This window comes from Buchnera aphidicola (Drepanosiphum platanoidis) (genome assembly GCF_964020165.1).
Classification (GTDB): domain Bacteria; phylum Pseudomonadota; class Gammaproteobacteria; order Enterobacterales; family Enterobacteriaceae; genus Buchnera_J; species Buchnera_J aphidicola_BL.
This window is the reverse complement of sequence record NZ_OZ026537.1, coordinates 233,584-257,688: the sequence shown is the minus strand read 5'-3', so window position 1 is coordinate 257,688 and position 24,105 is coordinate 233,584. Positions and strand designations below refer to the sequence as shown.

Genomic DNA, 24,105 nt, shown 5'->3' with positions numbered 1-24,105 from the left:
ATGAAAAGTTTAATAAAAAATTTAACTGATGAGAGTTTTGACTTATTTATTTCTAAAAATTCTAAAAATTTTATTTTAATAGATTTTTGGGCAAAATGGTGTAATCCTTGTAAATTATTATCCCCTATTTTAGAAAAATTATCTAAAAATTTTATAGATATCAAATTTGTAAAAGTAGATATTGAAAAAAATCCAAAAGTTTCTTTAAAATATTCTATTCAAAGTGTACCTACTTTAATTTTAATGTATAAAAAAAAAGTTATTAATACAAAAATAGGTGTTTCTTCTAAAGAAAATTTATCTAATTTTTTAACAACGAATATTAATAATTTTAAATCTTTTAAAAAATAAAATGTTTTAAATATTTTTTTATATTTTTTTTAAAAAAAAATTGTTTTTTATCAAGATGTATTTTTATTTTTTTTTTTTTTTTTTGTTTTTTTTATTTAAGAACCCACCAAATTATGAATCTTACTACTCTAAAAAATACATTAGTTACTAAATTAATTATGCTTGGCAAAAAAATAGGATTAGGACATTTAGCTAGAATGAGAAGGCAAGATATTATTTTTGCTATTTTAAAGCAGCACTCAAAAAGTGGAGAAGATATTTTTGGAGATGGAGTTTTAGAAATATTACAAGATGGTTTTGGATTTTTAAGATCTTCAGATAGTTCATATTTAGCAGGCCCAGATGATATTTATGTTTCTCCTAGTCAAATTAGAAGATTTAATTTAAGAACAGGAGATACTATATCAGGAAAAATTAGACCTCCAAAAGATGGAGAAAGATATTTTGCTTTGTTAAAAGTGAATAAAGTAAATTATGATCAACCTGAAAATGCTAGAAGTAAAATTTTATTCGAAAATTTAACTCCATCACACGCAAATTCTAGATTGAGAATGGAAAGAGGAAATGGATCTACAGAAGATTTAACAGCTAGAGTATTAGATTTAGCTTCTCCAATTGGTAGAGGCCAAAGAGGGTTAATTGTTGCGCCTCCTAAAGCTGGTAAAACTATGTTGTTGCAAAACATTGCTCAGAGTATTGCTCACAATCACCCAGAATGTGTGTTAATGGTTTTATTAATTGATGAAAGACCAGAAGAAGTTACAGAAATGAGAAAATTAGTAAAGGGAGAAGTAATAGCTTCTACTTTTGATGAACCTGCTTCTAGGCATGTTCAAGTTTCAGAAATGGTAATTGAAAAAGCGAAAAGATTAGTAGAACATAAAAAAGATGTAATTATCTTATTAGATTCAATCACCAGATTAGCAAGAGCATATAATACTGTAGCTCCTTCATCAGGAAAAGTTCTTACTGGAGGGGTAGATGCTAATGCTTTACATAGACCAAAAAGATTTTTTGGTGCAGCTAGAAATGTAGAAGAAGGGGGTAGTTTAACAATTATAGCTACAGCTTTAATAGATACTGGTTCAAAAATGGATGAAGTGATATATGAAGAATTTAAAGGAACAGGAAATATGGAATTGCCATTATCTCGTAAAATAGCAGAAAAAAGAGTATTTCCAGCTATTGATTATAATAGATCAGGAACTAGAAAAGAAGAGCTTCTTACACTTCCTAATGAATTGCAAAAAATGTGGATTTTAAGAAAAATTATACATCCTATGGGAGAAATTGATGCAATGGAATTTTTGATTAATAAACTTTCAATGACAAAAACAAATGATGAATTTTTTAATATGATGAAAAGATCTTCATAAAATTTTCATTTTTTTATAAAAAAATGAAAAATTTAAAAGCGCTTGTAGCTTAGTGTGGATAGAGCATTGCTTTCCGAAAGTAAAGGTCGCAGGTTCAAATCCTGTCAAGCGCATAAAAAAAAAGTTGCAATAAATTTAAATTAATTATAAAATTATAATTAAATATTAATATTAATTTTTAATAATAAATTTTTTTTAAAATGTTTTATTAATAAATATATTTATTTTATTTTTTTTAAAATAATTTATTAAAAAAATTTATTTAAAAAAATTTTTTTTATGGTGGTTATAGCTCAATTGGTAGAGCTCTGGATTGTGGTTCCAGCGGTCATGGGTTCAATTCCCATTAACCACCCCAAAAAAAAATTTTTTTAATATTTAAAAATTTTTTTCGGCGAATAGCGCAGCTTGGTAGCGCAACTGGTTTGGGACCAGTAGGTCAGAGGTTCAAATCCTCTTTCGCCGATAAAAATATAATTTTTTTTTTAATTTAAATATTTATAAAAAAATTTTTTTTTGTATATTTAAAAAAAATTTTTTTTAATAATTCTGATAATTCATATTTTGATCTAATACAAATCCATTTATTTTTTTTTTTAAAATATTTAAAATGATATCCATTTTTTGATGTTGCTATCCAAATTTGTTTTAAAAAACTTTGTTTACTAATAATAATTTTTTGTTTTTTTTTAAAAAATTTTATTTTCATTAAATTGTTTTTGTTTTCATAATCAACGTTTTTAAGTTTAAATATTTTTAAAAATAAATCTATATTTTTTTCTATTTTTAAAATAATTTTATAAAATTTTTGATCAAAATTATTTTTTTTATTATATTGAATCATTTTATTTTCCAATTTATTAAAATTTTAATATTTTTAACTTTTTATATTTTTTAAATAAATTTTAATAATAAATAGTATAAATATAATTAAAATTATTTTTATTTTATTGTTTAAAATTAATTTTTTAATTTAAAAAATTAAATAAATTTTATAATATTATAATATATTAACTAAAATATAGTTTAAAATATGAAAAAAAAAATATTTTTTTCTAAAATGCAATCTTTAGGAAATGATTTTGTTATTTTAGAAAATTTAACTCAAAACTTTTGTTATTCTTCATCTTTAATTAAATCTTTATCTAATAGAAAATTAGGAATAGGTTTTGATCAATTATTAATTGTTGAATCATCAAAAAATAAAAATGCAGATTTTTTTTATAGAATTTTTAATGCTGATGGAACGGAAGTATCTCAATGTGGAAATGGAGCACGTTGTTTTGCTAAATTTTTATTTATAAAAGGTTTTTCAAAAAATAAAAAAATTTCTATACAAACAAAAAATCGAATTATGTCTGTTTTAATTCAATCAAATAAATTAGTAACGTTAAATATTGGAAAACCTATTTTTAATTTAAACAAAATTCCTTTTATTGGAAAAAAAAATAAAAAATATAAAAAATATTTTATAAAATTAGAAAATAAAAAATATTTTTTTGATGTTCTATCAGTAGGTAATCCTCATTGTGTTCTTCAAGTTAAAAATTTTAAAAAATTGAATATACAGAAAATAGGTTCTTTTATTGAAAGTCATAAATTTTTTCCTAATAAAACAAATGTAAATTTTATGAAAATTTTAAATAATAAAAAAATTTTTTTAAGAATTTATGAAAGAGGAGTAGGTGAAACACAATCTTGTGGAAGTGGGGCATGCGCTTCTGTAGTTTCTGGAATATTAAATAAAATATTAAAAAGAAAAAAAATTTGTGTAAATTTATTAGGTGGAAATTTAGAAGTAGAATGGAAAAAAAAAAATGATTGTATTTATGTGACTGGTCCAGTTTTTCATGTATACGATGGATTTTTTTATATTTAATTAAAATTTTTTTATAAAATTTATATATTTTTATAAAAAAATATTATTATTTATTATTTATTTTAGTTAAGAATTTATGAAAAAAAAATATAAAAAAAAAAAAAATAAAAATTTTGAAAAAATTATTTTTGCTTTATTTTTAGCTGGTTTTTCAAATTTTTTTATGTTATATTTTTCTCAACCTATTTTATCATTTTTTTCAAAAAAATTTTATTTGAGTCCTATAGAAAGTAGTTTATCACTATCAGTTTCTACCGCATGTATGGCTATTGGAACTTTGTTTTCTAGTTTTTTAGCAGATTTTTTTGGAAGAAAAAAAGTAATTTTTTTATCTTTACTCTTATCAATATTATTTACTTTTTTTTCAATTTTTGCAAATTCTTGGAATCAAATAATTTTGTTTAGAGCTTTAGTTGGATTTTTTTTAAGTGGAGTAACACCTATTTCAATAATTTATTTAAGTGAAGAAATAGATGCTTCTTCTTTATCTAAATCTATTGGATTATATATCAGTGGAAATACTATTGGAGGATTTTCAGGTAGATTATTTAGTAGTATTGGAATACATTATTTTTCTTGGAAAATTTTATTTTTATTAATTGGATTATTTTCTTTTTTTTTAATAATAATATTTTATTACTACCTTCCAGAATCTAAAAATTTTAAAAGTTCGAATATTACTTTAAAATCTTTAAAAGATAATTTTTTATTTCAAATTACAAATGAAAAAATAGTTTTGTTATTTATTATTGGTTTTTTCACAATGGGTTCTTTTGTAGCTGTATTTAATTATATAAATTATAGATTATCTATAATGCCTTTTCATTTAAGTTCTAAGTCTATTAGTTTTATTTCTTCAATTTATTTAGTAGGTATATATTTTTCTCAAAAATCTAGTAATTTAGTTAAAAAAAATGGAATTTTTAAAATTTTAATAATATCTTTAATTTTAATGATAATAGGTTTATTTTTAACATTTTGGAATTATTTATTAATTATTTTTTTTGGCTTATTATTATTTTCTTCAGGATTTTTTTTATGTCATTCTGTTATTAGCAATTTAGTAAGTTATTTTTCTTTAAAATTTAAAATTTTTATTTCTCCATTATATTTCTTTTTTTATTATATGGGAGCTAGTATTTTAGGAACTTTAAATGGATATATTTGGTTTAAATTTGATTGGTTTGGAGTAATTGAATTTTTAACAATATGTTTATTAATTAGTATTATAGCAATTTTAAGATTAAAAAAATTAATAAAATAAAAAATATTTTTATATAAAATTTATATTTTTTTATAAATTTCAAATCTATATTTTTTTTTTTTACTATAAATTATATTTTTTGGTTTTATATTTAACAATTTTTTATCTTTAAAAAATCTTTTAATAATTACTTTTTTTGCAATTTTTATAGATTCTATAAGTAATTTTTTAGTTTGGAATATATCAAATTTTGTAATTTTTCTTAAAAAATATATATTTTTTTTCGGTAAAGATTTATGATTATATGTTTTAAACATTGGATCTAAATAAATAATTTTTGGGTTTATTTTTTTTTTTTTTAATAATTTTAAAGAATTATTACAATAAAATTTTAAATTTTTTTTGTAAAAAGATCCATACTTTTTATTTTTATAAATTTTTTTTAATGCTTTAGATAAAAAATATGAAATAATTGGATTTTTTTCTATCATTATTACTTTAAATCCTGAGGATACTAGTAAAAAAGAATCTGTTCCACAACCAGCTGTTAAATCAAATATATATTTTTTTTTATTTTTTAAACCTATAGCTTGAATTAATTTTTCTTTATAAAGATTTTTTTTATTTTTAATACGATAATTTAATTTTTTAGATTTAAAATCAATATTAAAATTTTCTATTTTTTTATTTAATTTAGATTCTAAAACAATTTTAGAATTTTTTATTTTTAAATTTATATTAGAATTTATGCAATTTAAAATTTTCCAATTTTTAAACCAATTTATCAAATTATTTTTGTTCTTTATTTTTTTTTTTTTGATTGTAATCATAATATTTTTTATGTATTTTAATTGTTAATAAAATAATTTTAAGATAAAAGAATAAAATTATTTATATATAAATAATTTTTTTAATTTTTTAAAGTATTTTATAAAAAATACTATTCTTTTATATTTTATAATTTTATAATATTATTTTATTGAATTAAATAATTTATTAATATTTGAATAATTAAAAAATTTTTTATTTTTTAATTTTATAATATTAAAATTTCTAATTATAGAATATTTTAAAAATAATTATTTTAATATAGTTTTGTATATAAATATATATTAAATTAAATTAAAAAAAAGTTCTACATTTTTTAAAATTATTTTTATTTTTTACACAATAACATTTTAGTTGAGGTAATTCTAAAATATGTCTAATTTTTCAAACATGAAAATTAATAATTTTGTAACTTGTGTGAATAATACTAAAAATAATATACAAGGAATAAATACAATACAGAATGAATCTTTAAATAAAGTTGAGTTATCTTCAGTTGAAGATCAAGAAAATGTATTTTCAATTTCAAAAAATGATTTTGCTAATATTATTAATATTCTTCAACACAAAAATTTAGATCAATCTATAAAAAATTTATGTACTCCTAAAAATCAAGAAAAAGTATTTAATATATTGGATATTATTCAAAATAAGTTGACAGAATCTTTAAATGATTTAGCTCAAGAATTAAAAAATGAATCTTTTAATAATAATTTTAATAATTCTTTAGATAAAGATATAAAATTTATCGAAAATATTGAGCATTTATCTTCATATTATATTATAAATTTATTTAAAAATTTAAAAATATTATGTAATTTTTCCGATAATAATATTTTTTTAAAAAAAATAGCTTTTCATAATTTAACACGTTTATTTGACAAATACAAAATGTTATTCAGTGCCTCTGAAATAGATAAATTTTCTAAAAAAATGCCATTTTTTGGGAATTTATTAAAAGAAGAAATTAAAATTTTTGATCACGGATTTAATTTTTTAGAAAATTATTGGGAAAAAATGGTTCATTTAAATAATAAAGATAAATCTATAGTAATTCAGTTATTATTATCAAATGATTTAAATAAATTAAATTTTTCAAAAAATTTTGATTATAAAAAGTTTCCTTTTCATTTAGCTACATTATCCGACAATATAAAAAATGATGGAATTAAAATTATAAATGAAAGTAAAAAAATTTTTGAAAATAAGAAATTTAATAATAAAATCGAAAAAAGTATAAATAATATTGTAAACACTTGTAATGAAGAAAATAGTGCTTTTTTTGATTTTATAAATTTTTATAACAAAAATATTAATAATGAATAATAAATTATAAAATAAAATTTAAAAGTTTTAAAATAAATAAAAATTTTTAATTAAATTAGCTCTATTAATAAAAATTTTCTTTTTAAAAAATTTTTTTTAAATATTAAAAAGTTAAATGCTTTTTTTTTATAATTTAGATATCTTTAATTTATATAATTAAAAATATAAATTATAAAAAATTTTATTTTATTATTTTAATCTCTTAGATTAATTAAAATAATTATTAATTTTAAAATCAGAATATAATAAATAAAACTTATTATATTCTGATTTTAATAAATAAATTTTAATAGTATAAAAAACATTAAAATATGAAAAATAAAAAAATATCTTGGAAACCTACATCGAAAGTTAAAGATTTAGTGAAACGTTCAAAAATTTTTTTTAAAATTAGAAAATTCTTTTATAAAAAAAATTTTATAGAATTAGATACTCCATTATTATCTCAATTTCAAGTAAATGAATATTATTTAGATCAATTTAAAACAAAATTTTTTTTAAATGATAATAAAAAAAAAAATTCTTTTAATAAAAATTATTGGTTGAATACTAGTCCTGAATATCATATGAAAAGATTTTTATCTTATGATAAAAAAAATAATTCTATTTATCAAATTTGTAAATCTTTTAGAAATAATGAATGTGGAACTTTACATAATCCTGAATTTACTATTTTAGAATGGTATAGACCAAATTATAATATTTATGATTTAATGAAAGAAATTAATGAATTTTTAATAATTGTTTTTAAATTTCCTCAATCTGTTAGATATTCTTATAAAAAAATATTTCAAAAATATTTAGATATTGATCCATTAACATGTAAAAAAAAATATTTAAAAAATAAAATTATTGAATTAAAACATTGCCATCTTATTAAAGATAATTTTCTAAATAAAAATGATTTGTTAGAAATATTATTTATGATAGGAATTGAGCCATATCTTGGAAAAAAATTTCCTATTTTTATTTATAATTATCCGTCTGATCAAGCTTTAATGTCAAAAATAAATAAAAAAAATAAAAAAGTATGTGAAAGATTCGAATTATTTTTTAAAGGAATAGAATTAGGTAATGGATTTTATGAATTATCTAATTATGTTGAACAAAAAGAAAGATTTTTAAAAAATAATATTAAAAGAAAAAAAAATAATATTAAAGAAAGAAAAATAGATAATTTTTTTTTATGTTCATTAAAAACAAAAAATTTTCCTAAATGTTCTGGTGTTGCTTTAGGATTAGATAGATTAATAATGTTATTTTTAAAAAAAACAAATATTAAAAATGTACTTTCTTTTTCTATAGAAAATTGTTAAAAAATAATATTAGTTTACAACAATATTAAAAAATTTTTTTATTATTTACCAATATTTTTCTATTGTAATATTTCCTGGAAATTTTCTTAAATTTTTTGTCATTTTTTTTTTATTTATTAGCCATTTTTGTACATCTTGAACCATATTAGGATTTCCACATAACATAATATGAGAATTTTTTTTATTCATTTTAATATTTAAAGATTTTTCAAAAAATTTGTTTTTTAATAATTTTGTAAGTCTTTTATTAAGAAAATTTTTTTTTTTTTCACGACTAATACTAATTTTTACAATTAATTTTTTTTTGTATATTTTTTTTAATTTTTTTATTTTAGATAAATATATTAAATCTGAAAAATATCGGACTGATTGTATCAATATAATTTTTTTAAATTTTTGTAAATTTTTTTTTTCTTGTAATATTGATAAATATGGTCCTATTCCAGTTCCTGTAGAAATCATCCATAAATTTTCAAAAGATTTTTTAATTTCTATTAATGTAAAATATCCAAATGATTGTTTTGAAACAAATATTTTATCTGTATCATTTAAATTTTTTAGTTCATTACTCATTTCTCCTTTTTTTACTAATGTAATATAAAATTCAATTTTTTTTTTTTTAGGAGCATTAACAAAGGAATATGCTCTTTGAATATTTTTATTTTTTTTTTTTATTAATATTTTACTAAATTGACCAGCAATAAAACAATCTATTTTTGCTGTTAAAATGATTTTTAAAAGATTTTTGTTATTAAAATATCTAATTTTTTGTATTTTTGCTGGAATCCAATTAGTCATAATTTTCTCATAAAAAAATTTAAAAATTTTTTTTTGATCATATAATTTATATGATTTTTAATTTATACTGTAAATTATTATAAAAAATTTTTAAATATTAATATATAAATAATAAATTATATATTAATATTTATTTAATATATAAATATAGTAATTTTTTTAAAAAAATTTTTAAAAAAATTATTTTATAATATAAATTTACTTAAATCTTCTGAAGAAATTAAAGATTTTAGATGTTTGTTTACATAATTAGAATCTATTTTAATATTTTTACCTTTATTTTCTAATACATTATATGAAATATCTTCCATAAGTTTTTCTAAAATTGTATATAAACGTCGCGCTCCAATATTTTCCATAGATTCATTTATTTTCCATGCTGTTTTTGCAATTTTTTTAATTCCATCTTTCGTAAATTTTATTTTTATAGACTCGGTTTTCATTAAAGCTTTATATTGTATTGTAATAGATATTTTTGGTTTAGTTAATATTTCTTCAAAGTCTTTTTTTGTTAGAGCTTTTAAATTTACTTTTATAGGTAATCTTCCTTGCAATTCAGGAATTAAATCTGAAGGGGAAGATGTTTGAAACGCTCCAGAAGCAATAAATAGAATATGATCTGTTTTAACTATTCCATGTTTTGTAGAAACTGCACATCCTTCTATTAAAGGTAACAAGTCTCTTTGAACTCCTTCTCTTGATACATCGTGATTAGAAGAATTATTTCTTTTACAAATTTTATCAATTTCATCAATGAAGACTATTCCGTTTTGCTCAACAGAATTTATAGCTTTTTTTTTTAAATTTTCAGAATCTACTAGTTTAGAAGCTTCCTCTGAAGTTAAAATTTTCATAGCATCTTTAATTTTTAATTTTCTAATATTTTTTTTTGATCCATTAATATTTTGAAAAAGAGATTGTAATTGATTTGTTAGTTCTTCCATTCCAGGGGGAGCCATAATTTCAATTCCAACTGGATTTCCTAGTACATTAATTTCAATTTCTTTGTTATCTAATTTTCCTTCTCTTAATTTTTTTCTAAATTTTTTTATTGTAGATAAAGGTCTTTTTTCTTTAGAAGATTTTTTTTTTTTTAAATGATTTTGAGCTCCAGGAACTAAAACTTCTAGAATTCTTGACTCTACTATTTTTTTTACTTTTTTTTTATTTTTTTTAATAGATTCAGCTCTAATTATTTTAATAGAAATATCAGTTAAATCTCTAATAATAGAATCTACTTCTTTTCCAACATATCCAACTTCTGTGAATTTTGTAGCTTCTACTTTAATAAAAGGAGCATTTGAAAGTTTTGCTAATCTCTTAGAAATTTCTGTTTTTCCTACTCCTGTAGGGCCGATCATTAAAATATTTTTAGGAGTTATCTCAGATTTTATGTCTTCTGTTAATTGCATTCTTCTCCAACGATTTCTTAAAGCAATAGATACTGCTTTTTTAGCAGATTTTTGACCTATTATAAATTTATTTAATTCTTTTACAATTTCTCGAGGAGTCATAGTATCATTCATTACATTTATTTCCTTATTTTTCAGAGTTCATTTCTTTAATTGTAAAATTATTATTTGTATAAATACAAATATTTGATGCAATTTCTAAAGATTTTTTTACAATATTTTTTGCATGTAATTTTGTGTTTTTAATCAAAGCAATTGCTGCGGCTTGAGCATAACATCCTCCAGATCCAATAGCTATAATATTATTTTCTGGTTTTATAACATCTCCATTACCAGTAATTAATAAAGATTCTTTTTTATCAACTACAGCTAAAAGTGCTTCTAATTTTTTTAATATTCTATCTGATCTCCAATCTTTAGCAAGTTCTATAGCTGATCTTTTTAATTGTCCTTGATGAACTGATAATTTTTTTTCAAATAGATCAAATAAAGTGAATGCATCAGCTGTACTACCAGCAAATCCAGCAATTACTTTATTATGATATAATGTTCTTACTTTTTGTACATTACTTTTCATAATTGTAGAACCTAATGTTGCTTGACCATCACCACCAATTACTACTTTTTTTTTTATTCTCACACTAATTATAGTTGTCATTTTTAAGAACTTCTTGTAAGTTAATGATAAATAATTTAATTTTATTATATTTTCAATTTTTTATAAATAATTATAAAATTTATTTAAATAAATTTTTATAAATTATTTATCTTTAAAAATATATTGATTTTAAAAAAAAATGTTATTATTATTAATATTTTATTAATATTTTAGAATAAATTATATTTTTATGATAAAGTAAAAAAATTAATAATTTAAATATTAAAAAAATTTTAAAAAATTTTTTTAATATTTAAATTACACTAAAAAATGTTAATTAATTTAAAATTTTTTTTTTTTTTTTTAAATTAACTATTTATTAAACTAATAATTTTATTTTTATAAGGTTTTTATGAAAAAAAATATTCATCCTAAATCTTTTTTAATTACAGCAAAATGCTCTTGTGGCAATATAATTCATGTATATAGTACTGTTAATAAAAATATTTCTTTAGATGTTTGCTCAAAATGTCATCCTTTTTATACTGGTAAACAAAGGGTAGTAGATACTGGAGGAAGAATTAAATTGTTTAAAAAACGTTTTCATAATATTTAAATATAAAAGATAAATCTTATAATTTATTTTTTATTAAATTTTTTTATTAAAATAAACAAATATTTTTTTATTTAAAATAAATTAAAATATATAAAAATTTATTTTTTTATAATATTTTTTTAATATTTTAAAATAAAAAATATTTTATTAAAAATTTTTTTATATTTATATTTTATAAATAAGTCCATTGAAGTGTGTTTTCTAAAATTTTTTCTCCATGAGGGGTTAATATAGATTCTGGATGGAATTGAAAACCACAAATTCGATTATAATTATTTTTAACAGCCATAACAAGATTTTTTTTGTAAGCATTTATTTTTAATTCATTAGGTATTTCTTTTTTTTTAAATACTAAAGAATGATATCTTCCTACACTTATAGGATTTGGTAATTTATAAAACATATCTTTTTGATCATGATTTATAAAAGAAGATTTTCCATGAATAATTTTTGTGCATTTGTTTATTTTTCCTCCATAAGATTCAATAATTGCTTGATGACCTAAACAAATTCCTATAATAGGAATTTTTCCTTTTAATAATTTTATTAAAGACATCATGCATCCAGAATTTTTAGGTATTCCAGGACCAGGAGATAAAATTAAAATTGGTTTTTTTAAATTTAAAATTTTTTTTATTATTTTTTCTTTTTTTATATTGTTTCTATAAATATAAACTTTATAATTTTTTATTCTAAAAATATCCACTAGATTATATGTAAAAGAATCAAAATTATCTAATAATATTATTTTAGGCACTTATTTATTTTTCCTTAAATTTTTTTATTATTATATTTTTATTTTTTTGAGATAAATAAATAGATTGAAGAACAGCACAAGCTTTATTCCAAGTTTCTTTAGTTTCTTCTTCGGGTATAGATTCTAATACAATTCCAGCTCCAGATTGAACAGTTGCTATATTTTTTTTGATATAAGCAGATCTAATTATTATACATGTGTTTAATGCTCCTGATCCATTAAAGTAACCTATTGATCCTCCATATACCCCTCTTTCTTCTTTTTCTAATTTAGAAATTATTTGCATTGCTTTTATTTTAGGGGCTCCTGTTAAAGTCCCCATATTCATACATGCATAATATGCATGAAAAGCATCTAGATCTTTTTTTAATTTTCCAGTTACTACAGAAACTAAATGCATAACATGAGAATATTTATGTACTTTTTTAAAATATTTAACATATCTAGATCCAGGGACACAAATTTTAGCTAAATCATTTCTTGCTAAATCTACTAACATTATATGCTCAGATAATTCTTTTTTATTAGTTCTCATTTCTAATTCTATCTTATTATCTAAATCAATATTAATAGATCCATTTATAAAAGTGCCTCTTTTTCTCGTACCAGCGATTGGATGTATTTCTATTTTTCTATTTTTAGAATTATATTTTAAAAAAATTTCAGGTGAAGAACCAAATAAAGTAAATTTTTCATCATTCATAAAAAACATATATGGACTTGGATTACTTTTTTTTAATAAAAAATATGCATATAATGGATTATAGCAAGAAATAAAAAATTTTCTTGATAAAACTATTTGAAAAATTTTTCCTTTTTTTATATATTTTTTAGATTTTTTCACTAGTTCAGAAAATTTTTTTTTATCACAATTGTTAGTAATAGATATATTTTTTACATTTTTTTTTTCATATTTTTGAAAATTTTTTAATACCATTAATTTTTTTATTTTTAAAATTTTTTTTTTTAATCTTATTTTTTCAATTTTGTTTTTTTTAAATATTGTTGATTGTATAATACATTTTTTATTTTTATGATTAAAAAATATCATAGTTTCTGCTACATAAAAACAAAAATCTGGGCATTTTTGTTTTTTTTTAAATTTTATAGAATTTTCATAATATTTTATAAAATCGTAAGAAAATAATCCTCCAAAAAAAATAGATTGCGGATTTTTTTTAGGATAATCAAAATTATTAATAATAATTTTAAAAATTTTTAAAAAAGAAGTTTCTTTTAATCTTTTATCTTCATCTAATGATATAAATTTATTTTCTTTTAAAAAAAATATTTTAAAAACATTTTTTTTTTTTTTAAATTTTATATTTTTAGATAAACATTTTACAAACCTATTAATTAAATTTTTTCCATTTTTAGAAAAATATTTGATATATATTATAGATTTTTTTAATGTTATTCTTATTGCACTATCTACAATAATTATACTTTCTATTTTTTTTTTATTTTTTGTTTTTGATGATTCTAATAATAAAGTGTTTTTTTTTAAACGACAAATTTGATTGAAAATTTTAAGTGGATTTTTTTCATAAATTATTTTTTTTTTAATTATTTTTACTTTATATTTTTTTTTCATTTAAAGAATTCCAATATCTTATTTAAAAATATTGTATAGAATATTAAAAATTTTTATTAATAAATTTTTTATTATATTTTAATATTTTAAATATTAATGATTTAATGAGAATGAATATATAAATTTTTTTTATTTATTATTTATTTTATTTAATTTATTATTTTTTAATTTTTTTATTTATTAAATTTTAATTTTATTTATATAAATTAATTACAAATTAATATAATAATTAAAAACTTTAAAATAAAAATAATTTAAATAATTTTTTTATTAAAATTTTTAATATTTTTTTAATATTTTTAAAAATTATTTTTATAAATTTATAATTTTTATTTTTTAGCGGGAAACGAGATTTGAACTCGTGACCCCAACCTTGGCAAGGTTATGCTCTACCAGCTGAGCTATTCCCGCAAAAAAAAATATATTATAAATATATATTTATAATATTATAATAACAATATAAATCATATTACAAGTATTCTTTAATAAATATTTTTTATATTTTATTATTTTTTTATTTTATTTTAAAAAAATTTTTTTTATAAAATAAAAGTTCTTTAATAGATTCTTTAATATCAGATATAGTTTGATGTCTATTTTTTTTTTTAATTTTTTTTTTTTTCCAACGATAGTATAATTCTTTGATAGTACTTACATCAATAGATCTATAATGAAAATATTTTTCTAATTTTGGCATATATTTTAATAAAAATTTTCGATCTTGATGAATACTGTTGCCGCAAAGAGGAGAATTATTTTTTATAGACCATTTTTTTAGAAATTTTAATATTTTTTTTTCTGCTGAATTTTCAGTATATAAACTTTGTAATGATTTTTTTATTAATCCATTTTTTTTATGAATTGTTTTATTCCACAAATTCATTCTTTTTAATTTTTTTTTAGATTGTTTGATAACTATCTCTAAACTAGGAGATAAAATTTTTAATTTATTATTTGTGATAATGATACCAATAGATAAAATATGATTTTTTTTTATATTTAAACCAGTCATTTCTAAATCTAACCATATTAAATTATTTTTTTTATTCATTTTTTATAATCTTGATTTTTTATTTTAAATAAATTAAAAATTATTATTGTAAAACAATAACTTAAAATTATTATAAATAATATAAATTTTTTATACTAAAATTACAGTGTAATTTTAATTTTTTGAAATTAAATATTTTTTTTTTAAAAACTTAAATTATTTATATATTTAAAAATTTAAATATAATAAAATTAATTATTTATAAAAATGGTATTAATTTTATAAATAATTAATTTTTATTATTAAAAATTTTAATTATTATATATGTTAATATATTTTTTATATATATAATTTTATTTTAATTATTTTTTTAAAAAATAATTAAAAATTTTTTTTTAATATTTTATTATATCTGTCTTTCTAACAATTAATATTCATTATTTTATAATAAAAAAATACAATTTATGAAAAATACTAATCCTAAAAATACTGTTTCTTGGAAAAATTTATTTAAACATTATAAAAAAGTAAAAAAATATCATATTAAAGATTTATTTTTAAAAGATATAAATCGTTTTAAAAATTTTTCTTTATGTTTTAAAAAAAAAATTTTAATAGATTTTTCAAAAAATAGAATTACACAAAATACTATTAAAAAATTATTAAGTTTAGCTAATGAAATGGATTTAAAAAATGCAATACGCTCTATGTATTTTGGAAAAAAGATAAATAAAACAGAAAACCGAGCAGTGTTACATGTAGCTTTAAGAAATTTAAAATCTAATTTTTATGTTCTAAAAAATTTAAAAATTAAATTTTCTATAAAAAAAATGTTAAAAAAAATTAAAATTTTTTCTGAGAGTATAATTAATAAAAAATGGTTAGGATATACAGGAAAATATATTACTGATATTGTTAATATAGGAATTGGAGGATCTCATTTAGGCCCATTAATGGTAAGTAAAGCTTTAACTCCTTTTAAAAATAGATTAAAATTACATTTTTTGTCAAACATTGATGGAACAAATATCAAAGAATTATTAAAAAAAGTTAAAATAGATCAAACTTTATTTATTATTTGTTCTAAAACTTTTACTACACAAGAAACACTTACTAATGCTAAAATAATAAAAAAAATTTTTTTAAAACATGCAATTTTAAAAAAAAATATGAAATATCATTTTATTGGAATTTCTGAAAATGAAAAAAAAGTTTTAAAATTTGGAATTGAAAAAAAAAATTTTTTTAAACTTTGGAATTGGGTAGGAGGGAGATATTCATTATGGTCAGCTGCTGGACTTTCTATTGTATTATCAATAGGATTTAAAAATTTTTTATTATTGTTAAAAGGTGCTTCTGATATGGATAAACATTTTCTTAAAACACCTTTTAAAAAGAATATACCTGTATTATTAGCTTTAATTAGTATTTGGTATAACAATTTTTTTAAATCAGAAACAGAAGCTGTTATAGTTTATGATGAATATTTATCTCATTTTTATGAATATTTACAACAAAGTTCAATGGAATCTAATGGAAAAAATATAGATAGAAATATGAATTTAGTTAATTGGCAAACAGGTTCTATTATTTGGGGTTCTACTGGAACAAATTGTCAGCATTCTTTTTTTCAGCTTTTACATCAAGGAACAAAACTTATTCCTTGTGATTTTATTGTTCCTATAAAAACTTATAATTCTGTTTTTAATTCTGATCATCATTTAAAATTATTATCAAATTTTTTTGCTCAAACTAAAGCTTTATCTTTTGGAAATAATAATATAAAAAATTTTAAAAATAAAAAAGAGGTAAATTCTAATAAAATTTTTAAAAATTGTTTTGGAAATCAACCTAATAATTCTTTTTTAATAACTGAAATTAATCCTTATAATTTAGGTTCCTTAATTGCTTTATATGAGCATAAAATTTTTTGTCAAGGAGTGATTTTAAATATTTTTAGTTTTGATCAATGGGGAGTTGAATATGGAAAAAAAATTTCAGTAGAAATTTTAAAAGTTCTTAAAAATAAATATAAATGTAAGAATTATGATAATTCTACAAATTCCTTAATAAATTTTTTTAAAAAATTTAAATAAATATTCACAAAAATTATTTTTTAAAAATATTTTATTATTTTTTTATTTTATTTTAAAAAATATGAAAAATACAAAAAAAAATTTAAAACAATTTCCTTTAATAATTTTTTTAATGGGTCCTACAGCATCTAATAAAACATTTTTAGCTATGGAATTACATAAATATTTTCCAATTGAAATTATTAGTGTAGATTCTGCTTTAATTTATAAGGATTTGAATATTGGAATAGCAAAACCTTCTAAAAATCAACTTTTAAAACATCCTCATAGATTAGTAAATATAAAAGAATTAAATGAATATTATTCAGTTAAAATGTTTTATCACGATGTATTAAAAGAAATAAATCAAATAATTTCTTTAAATAAAATACCTTTTTTAGTTGGAGGTACAATGTTTTATTATAAAGTACTTTTATATGGTTTATCCTCTTTACCTAAAAAAGATTTAAACATTAGAAATGAATTGTTTTTGATAAAAGAAAAACAAGGGAATTATTTTTTATATGAAATTTTAAAATTATTAGATTTAAATTATTCAAAATTAATTCATCCAAATGATACATATAGATTGTTAAGAGCTTTAGAAGTAATTTTTATTTCTAAAAAAAAAATTAGTTATTTATTATCATTAAAAAAATATTGTTTTCCATATCATGTTTTGCAACTTGCAATATTTCCTAAAAATAGAAATTGGTTAAATCAAAGAATTTTTTTAAGATTAAATAAAATGATTGATTTAGGATTTCAAAAAGAAGTAGAATTTTTATTTTTTAAAAAAAAAGTTGAAACAAATTTTCCTAGTATGAAATCTATAGGATATAAAGAAATGTGGTCTTATATTTTAGGAAAAATAACTTATGATCAAATGTTTAATAAAATTTTTAATTTAACAAAAAGTTTATCAAAAAGACAAATTACTTGGTTAAAATCTTGGGAAAATTTAAATTATTTTGATAGTGAGAATAAAGAGCAATGTTTAGAAAAACTTATTAATAAAATTAATGTTTTTATAAAATAATAAAGTTTTAAAATTTTTTTATTTTTAAAAAATAAAAATTTTTTAACCTTACATATTAAAATTATAATTTTTTTTAAAAAAATTTATTATTAAAAAGTTAAAAAATAAATTTTGATAAAATAATTAAAAAATTTTTTTATTTTGTAAAAAAATTTTTATTTAAAAAAATATTTAAAAAAATTTTTTTAGTATTTAATTTTTTTTATATATTATGAATATAAAAAATTTATTATTAATTTTATTTGTGTAAATTTATTAAAATTATAAAATTTTTATTTAAAAATAATTAGATTGATTTTTAAAAATATTAATATTAAAAAAAGTTTTTAAAATAATGTAATTTATAAAAAAATTAATATTGATTAATTTTTTTATTTTTTAAATTAATAAAATTTTGTTAAAAATTTATAGTTATTTATTTTTTTAAAATTTAAAATAAATTAATGTTTTTTAATTTAAAAAAATATTATTTAAGTTAAATATTAATATTTTTATTAAAAACTTTTTAGAATAAAATAAATAATATATTAATAAATAAATATTTTTTATGAATATAAAATTATTATTTTTTTATATATTAAAATAAATAAAACAAAAATTTTTTTTTTAATTTTATTTTTTTTTTATTTTTTTTATTTTTAATAAAAATATTGATTAAAATTAATATTTAATTATTTTTATATAATATATGTTTTTATATGATTTTTTTTTAAAATTTGTTATATATTTAATATTTAATAAGAAAAAATATTTTTAAAGAGTAATTATATTTTTAATATATATAAAAAATAATTATAATTTTTTAAAAAAATTTTTATATTTTTATACTATATTTTAAATTAAATACTCTACATTAAAATATTTAAAAAAAATTTTAAAAATTTAAATATTATTTTTTTAAATAATTATTTTTTTGTAAAAATAATTAAGAATACGTATCAAATGTTTTTATTTAGATAATTAATAATTTTTTTTATTTTTATAAAAATTTTATATTTTTAAATTTATTATTAAAAAATTTTTTAATAAATTTTTTTTTAAATTATAAATAATATTATTAGATTATAAAAAAATTTTTAAAAAAAATAAAATTTTTATTATTAAAAAATTTATTTTTAAAATTCAAAGATAATTTAAAAAATTTTATAATTATAAAATTTTTTTTATAAAATATAAATATATTTTTAACATAAATAAAATATTTTTATATAAAATTTTAAGATGAAAAATTTAAAATTTTAAAACTAATTTTTAATTTAATAAAAAAATATTTTTTAATATAAAAAAATAAAAATTATATTAATATTTTAATAATTTTATTAAAAATATATATAAAATTATTATTTTAAATATATTTTTATAAAAAATTTGATAATAATTAATTATAATGTTTTTTTATTTTTAATATAAATAAAAAAAATATTTTATTACAGATTTTTTGTTAATTAAAAAATTTTTTATAAGTAAAGAATTTTTAAAAGAAATAATTAAGTATTTTATTAGAAATAAGATTTAATATAATTTGAACATTAAATGAATAACAAAATATTTTGTATATATTATTTTACATTTTGAGTTATTTCTAAAATGTTAATCTATAATTAAATAAAATTTTTTATATTTAAAATTTTTGATTAAAATATTATATTTTAATTTTAAAAGAAAAATTTAGTTTAAAACAGTCATATGATATTATATAAATTAATTTTTTTTTAAAAAATGTGTTTATTCATGTTTAAATATTTTATTTCTATAATAGTTTTAATAAACAAAGGATATAAAAATGCAAAATTATGAAATAGTTTTAATTATTCATCCATCATATGATGATAAACATAATATAATAATTTCTAAATATAAAAAAATTATTTCTAAATTATCAGGAAAAATATATAGATTAGAAAATTGGGGAAAAAGACAATTGTCATATTCTATTAAAAAATTTTATAAAGCTCATTATATTTTAATAAATATACAAATTTTAAAAAAACATATTATATCTATACAAAAAGAATTAAATTTAGATGAATCAATTCTTAGAAATATAATTATTAAAGTTAAAAAAATATTTTCTGATATATCTCCTATTTTAAAAAAAGCAGAAAAAGAAGTTACTAATGTAAAAAATAATTTTTTTATTAAAAAAAAATAAAAATTTGATTTTAAACTTAAAAAATTATAATATTAAAATGTTATTTTGTAATTATAAAATTTAAATTAAAGGTAAATTATATGGTTCGTTATTTTCGTAGAAGAAAATTTTGCAGATTTACTTCTGAAGGGATTAAGTATATAGATTATAAAGATATTGATATGTTAAAAAATTATATTACTGACAGCGGGAAAATCGTTCCAAGTAGAATTACAGGAACAAAATCTAAATATCAGAGACAATTATCTAAAGCTATTAAAATTGCTCGTTATCTTTCTTTAATACCATATACTGATCAACATAAATCAGAATAATTTTTAACTTTATACTTAATAATTAAAAAATAAAATATTTATTAAACATTTTTTTTTTTTTTAATTTATAGATATAATTTTTTTAATTATTAAAATTTTAGTTTTATACAAGGAAATATTATTTATTTATGATAAAAATTATTTTATTATGTAAAATAAAAAATTTAGGAATTTTAGGAAATATTGTTTTAGTAAAATCAGGATATGCTCAAAATTTTTTATTTCCTAAAGGATATGCAATTCCTGCAACTTCTAAGAATCTTTTAAATATTAAAAAAGAACAAAAAAAAATTTCTAACATAGAAATACAAAAATTAAAAGAAATTAATTTAAAAATTAAAAAATTAACAAAAATAAAAGAAATAACTATAATTTCTAATGTAGGAACTTCAGGAAAATTATTTGGATCTATTGGAATTGTAGAAATTTTAAAAAAATTATTTAGTTTAGGTTTAAAAATTAATAAAAATCAAATTTTTTTACCCAATGGTCCTTTAAAAAAAATAGGCAAACATAAAGTTGTTTTTCAACCGAATCAAAAAATTAAAAAATATTTTATAGTAAATATTATAGAAAATAAAAAAAATGTTTAAAAACTTTTTAAAATTATAAATTTTTATATATATTTTTTTTAAAAAAATAATAAATTTTTAATTTATTTAATAATATTAATCTTTTATTTATAAATTTCTAGAAAATAATAAAAATTTTATTAAAAAAAATTATAATAATTTATAATAAATAATTATTAATTTTTATAAAAATTAATTAAAAATATTTTTTTATTTTATAATTGTAATTTAGTTTAATTTTATTTTTTTTATATTAATGTAATAAATTTTTATGATATTGAATTATTTTTTGTAAATTTTTTTTTTTAATATTTTTTTTTTTTTTACAAAATTTAATTATGTGTTTTATTTTAATTATTGAAGAAACATTTTTTAGATATTTTTTTTTTTTATGTTCTTGTCGATTTAAAGACACTATAATTTTGACAATTCTTGAGGTTTTTTCTTTTTTTATAATTGAAATAGCTTCTTTTATAGCCTTTCCAGATGTTAAAACATCATCTAAAATTATTATTTTTTTATTTAAAATTTTTGATCCAATAACATTTCCTTTTTCTCCATAAGTTTTAGTTTCTTTTCTATTAAAACAATATGGAATATTTAAATTAAAATATTTTTTTAAAGCAATAACTGTAGAAATTACTATTGGAATTCCTTTATATGCAATTCCAAATAATACATCAAATTTTATTTTTTGATTTATTATTTTTTGAGCATAAAATTTTCCTAGTTTAGATATATTTTTTCCTTTATAAAATTGAGATATATTAAAAAAATAAGGACTTTTTCTTTCTGATTTTAAATAAAAATTTCCAAACTTTAAAGCTTTATTTTTTATAGAAAATTTAATAAATTTTTTTTTTTGTTTATTCATAAGTAATCTTAAATGATTAGTAATAAAAATATAATTATAAATATAAATATATATATTGATATTTTATAAAAAAATTTTTAAAATGAATTAAAAATAATTTAATAAATTTTTTTTTGGCTCTTGCTGGAATTGAACCAGCGACCAATCGATTATGAGTCGACTGCTCTAACCTCTGAGCTAAAGAGCCTTTTAAAACGTTAATTATAATAAATAAAACAATATAATTACTTTTATTAAAGTAAAAATAATAACAATTAAATTATAATAGAAATTTTTGTAATAATCTAGTAACTTTTAAATTTTTTATTAATATTTATTAATAGAGAAAAAAATTATAAATTTTTTTAATGAAAAATATAATTAATTATTATTGACATTTATTTAAATAAGTTATAAAATTTAATTTTATTTTTTATTTATTTTCCTCTGTAGTTCAGTTGGTAGAACGGCGGACTGTTAATCCGTATGTCACTGGTTCGAGCCCAGTCGGAGGAGAAATTTTTTAGTTTTTAAACATTATTTAATTTATTTTATTATAAAAATATAAAAAAATATAAAAATTAAAAAAATTTTTATGAAAAAAAATTTTCTTTTTTATGATTATGAAACTTTTGGATTAAATCCTAAAATTGATAAAATAGCTCAATTTGCTTGTGTAAGAACTGATATAAATTTTAATATTATTTCAAGTCCAAAAATATTTTATTGTTCTATTCCCCAAGACTATCTACCTGACCCGAAAGCTATTTTAATTACATCGATTTTACCTAATAATAATAAAAATAATTGTTTAAAAGAGTTTTATTTTGCAAAAAAAATATATAATATATTTAATAAATATTTAAATACTTGCATTATTGGATTTAATAATATAAATTTTGATGATGAATTTACTAGAAATATTTTTTATAGAAATTTTTTAGATCCTTATAGTTGGAGTTGGAAAAATAAAAATTCTAGATGGGATATAATTAATGTTTTAAGAACTTGTTTTGCTCTTAGACCTAAAGGAATAAATTGGTGTTTTGATAATAAAAAAATTCCTATATTTAAATTGTCTAAAATTACAAAATTAAATATTAAAAAAAAATTTAGTTTTCATGATGCTTTATCAGATGTTCTAGCTACTATAGAAATTTCTAAGTTAATATATTTAAAACAACCTAAATTATTTAAATTTTTATTTTATTTTAGAAAATTTCATAGATTATTAAATATATTAAAAAAAAGTTTTTTTAAACCTATTATATATATTTCTAGTATTTTTGGAGCTAAATATAATAATATTAGAAGAGTATTAATTTTAACTCAAAGTAATTATAATAAAAAAATTTTTATTTCTATTGATATAGATAATAATGAAAAATTTTTTAATTTTGTTAATAATAATTATAAGACTAAAAAAAATTTAGAATCATTTTTTTTAAAAAATTTTTTAAAAATAGGTATGAGATTTATTAATTTAAGCAAATGCCCAATTTTATTACCTATAACAGTTCTTTTAAAAAAAAATATTAAATCTTTAACTCTTAACCAAAAAAAATATTATAGAAATTTAAATATTTTTAAAAATTTTTTTTTAAATAAAAATCATAAATATTTAATAAAATTTATTTCAAAATTTAAATATTTCAAAAATATAAAAAAATGTTTTCATTCAGATGAGCAATTATATTCTAAATTTTTTAGTTTTAAAGAATCAAAAAAAAATAATGTTATTAGAATTTTGTTAGAAAAAAAAAATTTTTTAAAATTAGAAAAAATTTTTTTATCTTTAGATAATAAATTAAAAAATTTATTATTTTTTTGTAAAGCTAGAAATTTTAATATTTATTTAAATAATTTTGAAAAAAATTCTTGGGAAAAATATATACATTCTAAAATTAATTTAGAAAAATTATTTTTGTACAAAAAAAAAATTTATAAATTAATAAAATCAAATAAACATAATTTAAAAAATAAAAAAATTTTATTAAAATTATTATTTTTTTTAAAAAATAATTATAATTTTTAAAATTATTATTTTTTATATA

At 16.4% G+C, this 24,105-nt stretch carries 22 protein-coding genes and 6 tRNA genes; 17 read left to right on the top strand and 11 right to left on the bottom strand.

All coding sequences use genetic code 11. From position 1 onward, the window contains the following. The 5 genes from trxA (at position 1) to AACL42_RS01260 (ending at position 2,193) form a co-directional block, all read left to right on the top strand. Positions 1-351, top strand: coding sequence for a thioredoxin (gene trxA / locus AACL42_RS01280; protein WP_340147354.1), 351 nt, complete (start codon positions 1-3; stop codon positions 349-351). A gap of 113 nt (positions 352-464) precedes the next feature. Then, positions 465-1,727, top strand: a complete 1,263-nt coding sequence (gene rho / locus AACL42_RS01275) for a transcription termination factor Rho (protein WP_340147353.1) — start codon at positions 465-467, stop codon at positions 1,725-1,727. Between the two features lie 38 nt (positions 1,728-1,765). Further along, positions 1,766-1,840: transfer RNA gene (locus AACL42_RS01270), tRNA-Arg, on the top strand. Positions 1,841-2,009: 169 nt separating this feature from the next. Next, a tRNA-His gene (locus AACL42_RS01265) sits at positions 2,010-2,085 on the top strand. A gap of 34 nt (positions 2,086-2,119) precedes the next feature. Next, positions 2,120-2,193, top strand: a tRNA-Pro gene (locus AACL42_RS01260). A gap of 24 nt (positions 2,194-2,217) precedes the next feature. On the opposite strand, the gene cyaY is transcribed toward AACL42_RS01260, so the two are convergent. Next, entirely contained in the window at positions 2,218-2,571 is a 354-nt protein-coding gene (gene cyaY / locus AACL42_RS01255) for an iron donor protein CyaY (RefSeq protein WP_340147352.1), read from the bottom strand. A gap of 189 nt (positions 2,572-2,760) precedes the next feature. On the opposite strand from cyaY, the gene dapF reads away from it, so the two are divergent. After that, on the top strand, positions 2,761-3,606 hold the full coding sequence (gene dapF, locus AACL42_RS01250; protein ID WP_340147351.1) for a diaminopimelate epimerase: 846 nt from the start codon (positions 2,761-2,763) through the stop codon (positions 3,604-3,606). A gap of 76 nt (positions 3,607-3,682) precedes the next feature. Next, the gene (locus tag AACL42_RS01245; protein ID WP_340147350.1) at positions 3,683-4,870 is read left to right on the top strand and encodes an MFS transporter; all 1,188 of its coding nucleotides are present in this window, start codon (positions 3,683-3,685) and stop codon (positions 4,868-4,870) included. Between the two features lie 20 nt (positions 4,871-4,890). Here the strand turns inward: AACL42_RS01245 and AACL42_RS01240 are convergent, their stop codons facing one another. Further along, positions 4,891-5,640: a class I SAM-dependent methyltransferase gene (locus AACL42_RS01240; RefSeq protein WP_340147349.1), complete on the bottom strand. Its 750-nt coding sequence runs from the start codon at positions 5,638-5,640 to the stop codon at positions 4,891-4,893. 370 nt (positions 5,641-6,010) lie between these two features. Here AACL42_RS01240 and AACL42_RS01235 point away from each other — a divergent pair, with 370 nt between their 5' ends. Both AACL42_RS01235 and epmA read left to right on the top strand, forming a co-directional pair. Further along, positions 6,011-6,964, top strand: coding sequence for a hypothetical protein (locus tag AACL42_RS01235; RefSeq protein ID WP_340147348.1), 954 nt, complete (start codon positions 6,011-6,013; stop codon positions 6,962-6,964). A 311-nt stretch (positions 6,965-7,275) separates the two neighbouring features. Beyond that, positions 7,276-8,280, top strand: coding sequence for an elongation factor P--(R)-beta-lysine ligase (gene epmA, locus AACL42_RS01230; RefSeq protein WP_340147347.1), 1,005 nt, complete (start codon positions 7,276-7,278; stop codon positions 8,278-8,280). A gap of 45 nt (positions 8,281-8,325) precedes the next feature. Here the strand turns inward: epmA and AACL42_RS01225 are convergent, their stop codons facing one another. The 3 genes from AACL42_RS01225 to hslV form a co-directional block, all read right to left on the bottom strand. Continuing rightward, complete coding sequence (locus tag AACL42_RS01225) at positions 8,326-9,078, bottom strand: ferredoxin--NADP reductase (RefSeq protein ID WP_340147346.1); 753 nt, start codon at positions 9,076-9,078, stop codon at positions 8,326-8,328. Positions 9,079-9,263: 185 nt separating this feature from the next. Beyond that, a complete protein-coding gene (hslU, locus tag AACL42_RS01220) occupies positions 9,264-10,604 on the bottom strand; it encodes an HslU--HslV peptidase ATPase subunit (protein ID WP_340147345.1) in 1,341 nt (446 codons plus the stop codon). 13 nt (positions 10,605-10,617) lie between these two features. Further along, positions 10,618-11,148 carry an ATP-dependent protease subunit HslV gene (gene hslV / locus AACL42_RS01215; RefSeq protein ID WP_340147344.1) on the bottom strand — a complete coding sequence of 177 codons (531 nt, stop codon included), beginning with the start codon at positions 11,146-11,148 and terminating at the stop codon, positions 10,618-10,620. Positions 11,149-11,500: 352 nt separating this feature from the next. On the opposite strand from hslV, the gene rpmE reads away from it, so the two are divergent. After that, a complete protein-coding gene (rpmE, locus tag AACL42_RS01210) occupies positions 11,501-11,704 on the top strand; it encodes a 50S ribosomal protein L31 (protein WP_340147343.1) in 204 nt (67 codons plus the stop codon). Between the two features lie 172 nt (positions 11,705-11,876). On the opposite strand, the gene AACL42_RS01205 is transcribed toward rpmE, so the two are convergent. The 4 genes from AACL42_RS01205 to orn all read right to left on the bottom strand — a co-directional run bounded on the left by AACL42_RS01205 (position 11,877) and on the right by orn (position 15,106). Next, positions 11,877-12,461, bottom strand: coding sequence for an aminodeoxychorismate/anthranilate synthase component II (locus tag AACL42_RS01205; RefSeq protein ID WP_340147342.1), 585 nt, complete (start codon positions 12,459-12,461; stop codon positions 11,877-11,879). A 4-nt stretch (positions 12,462-12,465) separates the two neighbouring features. After that, complete coding sequence (locus AACL42_RS01200) at positions 12,466-14,055, bottom strand: anthranilate synthase component 1 (protein ID WP_340147341.1); 1,590 nt, start codon at positions 14,053-14,055, stop codon at positions 12,466-12,468. Positions 14,056-14,393: 338 nt separating this feature from the next. After that, positions 14,394-14,466 (bottom strand) — tRNA-Gly (locus AACL42_RS01195). A 103-nt stretch (positions 14,467-14,569) separates the two neighbouring features. Further along, positions 14,570-15,106: an oligoribonuclease gene (orn, locus tag AACL42_RS01190; protein WP_340147340.1), complete on the bottom strand. Its 537-nt coding sequence runs from the start codon at positions 15,104-15,106 to the stop codon at positions 14,570-14,572. A 404-nt stretch (positions 15,107-15,510) separates the two neighbouring features. On the opposite strand from orn, the gene pgi reads away from it, so the two are divergent. From pgi to rplI, 5 genes are all read left to right on the top strand, one after another. Continuing rightward, a complete protein-coding gene (gene pgi / locus AACL42_RS01185; RefSeq protein WP_340147339.1) occupies positions 15,511-17,142 on the top strand; it encodes a glucose-6-phosphate isomerase in 1,632 nt (543 codons plus the stop codon). A 61-nt stretch (positions 17,143-17,203) separates the two neighbouring features. Further along, the gene (miaA, locus tag AACL42_RS01180) at positions 17,204-18,160 is read left to right on the top strand and encodes a tRNA (adenosine(37)-N6)-dimethylallyltransferase MiaA (protein WP_340147338.1); all 957 of its coding nucleotides are present in this window, start codon (positions 17,204-17,206) and stop codon (positions 18,158-18,160) included. Positions 18,161-19,943: 1,783 nt separating this feature from the next. After that, positions 19,944-20,312, top strand: coding sequence for a 30S ribosomal protein S6 (rpsF, locus tag AACL42_RS01175; RefSeq protein ID WP_340147337.1), 369 nt, complete (start codon positions 19,944-19,946; stop codon positions 20,310-20,312). A gap of 80 nt (positions 20,313-20,392) precedes the next feature. Then, positions 20,393-20,626 (top strand): 30S ribosomal protein S18, encoded by a 234-nt coding sequence (gene rpsR, locus AACL42_RS01170; RefSeq protein ID WP_340147336.1) that lies wholly within the window; start codon positions 20,393-20,395, stop codon positions 20,624-20,626. Positions 20,627-20,754: 128 nt separating this feature from the next. Next, entirely contained in the window at positions 20,755-21,219 is a 465-nt protein-coding gene (gene rplI / locus AACL42_RS01165; protein WP_340147335.1) for a 50S ribosomal protein L9, read from the top strand. 232 nt (positions 21,220-21,451) lie between these two features. On the opposite strand, the gene pyrE is transcribed toward rplI, so the two are convergent. Both pyrE and AACL42_RS01155 read right to left on the bottom strand, forming a co-directional pair. Continuing rightward, positions 21,452-22,072 (bottom strand): orotate phosphoribosyltransferase, encoded by a 621-nt coding sequence (gene pyrE / locus AACL42_RS01160; RefSeq protein WP_340147334.1) that lies wholly within the window; start codon positions 22,070-22,072, stop codon positions 21,452-21,454. 114 nt (positions 22,073-22,186) lie between these two features. Further along, positions 22,187-22,259 (bottom strand) — tRNA-Ile (locus AACL42_RS01155). A 235-nt stretch (positions 22,260-22,494) separates the two neighbouring features. Here AACL42_RS01155 and AACL42_RS01150 point away from each other — a divergent pair. Both AACL42_RS01150 and sbcB read left to right on the top strand, forming a co-directional pair. After that, positions 22,495-22,567, top strand: a tRNA-Asn gene (locus AACL42_RS01150). A gap of 79 nt (positions 22,568-22,646) precedes the next feature. Next, positions 22,647-24,086, top strand: a complete 1,440-nt coding sequence (gene sbcB / locus AACL42_RS01145) for an exodeoxyribonuclease I (RefSeq protein WP_340147333.1) — start codon at positions 22,647-22,649, stop codon at positions 24,084-24,086. The last annotated feature ends 19 nt before the right edge of the window (positions 24,087-24,105 follow it).

Coding starts and splice junctions, on each gene's coding strand:
- AACL42_RS01235 (WP_340147348.1), top strand. CDS start 6,011: ATGTCTAATTTTTCAAACATGAAAATTAATAATTTTGTAACTTGTGTG.
- hslV (WP_340147344.1), bottom strand. CDS start 11,148: ATGACAACTATAATTAGTGTGAGAATAAAAAAAAAAGTAGTAATTGGT.
- miaA (WP_340147338.1), top strand. CDS start 17,204: ATGAAAAATACAAAAAAAAATTTAAAACAATTTCCTTTAATAATTTTT.
- pyrE (WP_340147334.1), bottom strand. CDS start 22,072: ATGAATAAACAAAAAAAAAAATTTATTAAATTTTCTATAAAAAATAAA.
- dapF (WP_340147351.1), top strand. CDS start 2,761: ATGAAAAAAAAAATATTTTTTTCTAAAATGCAATCTTTAGGAAATGAT.
- AACL42_RS01240 (WP_340147349.1), bottom strand. CDS start 5,640: ATGATTACAATCAAAAAAAAAAAAATAAAGAACAAAAATAATTTGATA.
- rho (WP_340147353.1), top strand. CDS start 465: ATGAATCTTACTACTCTAAAAAATACATTAGTTACTAAATTAATTATG.
- orn (WP_340147340.1), bottom strand. CDS start 15,106: ATGAATAAAAAAAATAATTTAATATGGTTAGATTTAGAAATGACTGGT.
- rplI (WP_340147335.1), top strand. CDS start 20,755: ATGATAAAAATTATTTTATTATGTAAAATAAAAAATTTAGGAATTTTA.
- AACL42_RS01245 (WP_340147350.1), top strand. CDS start 3,683: ATGAAAAAAAAATATAAAAAAAAAAAAAATAAAAATTTTGAAAAAATT.
- epmA (WP_340147347.1), top strand. CDS start 7,276: ATGAAAAATAAAAAAATATCTTGGAAACCTACATCGAAAGTTAAAGAT.
- trxA (WP_340147354.1), top strand. CDS start 1: ATGAAAAGTTTAATAAAAAATTTAACTGATGAGAGTTTTGACTTATTT.
- pgi (WP_340147339.1), top strand. CDS start 15,511: ATGAAAAATACTAATCCTAAAAATACTGTTTCTTGGAAAAATTTATTT.
- sbcB (WP_340147333.1), top strand. CDS start 22,647: ATGAAAAAAAATTTTCTTTTTTATGATTATGAAACTTTTGGATTAAAT.
- rpsR (WP_340147336.1), top strand. CDS start 20,393: ATGGTTCGTTATTTTCGTAGAAGAAAATTTTGCAGATTTACTTCTGAA.
- cyaY (WP_340147352.1), bottom strand. CDS start 2,571: ATGATTCAATATAATAAAAAAAATAATTTTGATCAAAAATTTTATAAA.
- AACL42_RS01200 (WP_340147341.1), bottom strand. CDS start 14,055: ATGAAAAAAAAATATAAAGTAAAAATAATTAAAAAAAAAATAATTTAT.
- hslU (WP_340147345.1), bottom strand. CDS start 10,604: ATGAATGATACTATGACTCCTCGAGAAATTGTAAAAGAATTAAATAAA.
- AACL42_RS01225 (WP_340147346.1), bottom strand. CDS start 9,078: ATGACTAATTGGATTCCAGCAAAAATACAAAAAATTAGATATTTTAAT.
- rpsF (WP_340147337.1), top strand. CDS start 19,944: ATGCAAAATTATGAAATAGTTTTAATTATTCATCCATCATATGATGAT.
- rpmE (WP_340147343.1), top strand. CDS start 11,501: ATGAAAAAAAATATTCATCCTAAATCTTTTTTAATTACAGCAAAATGC.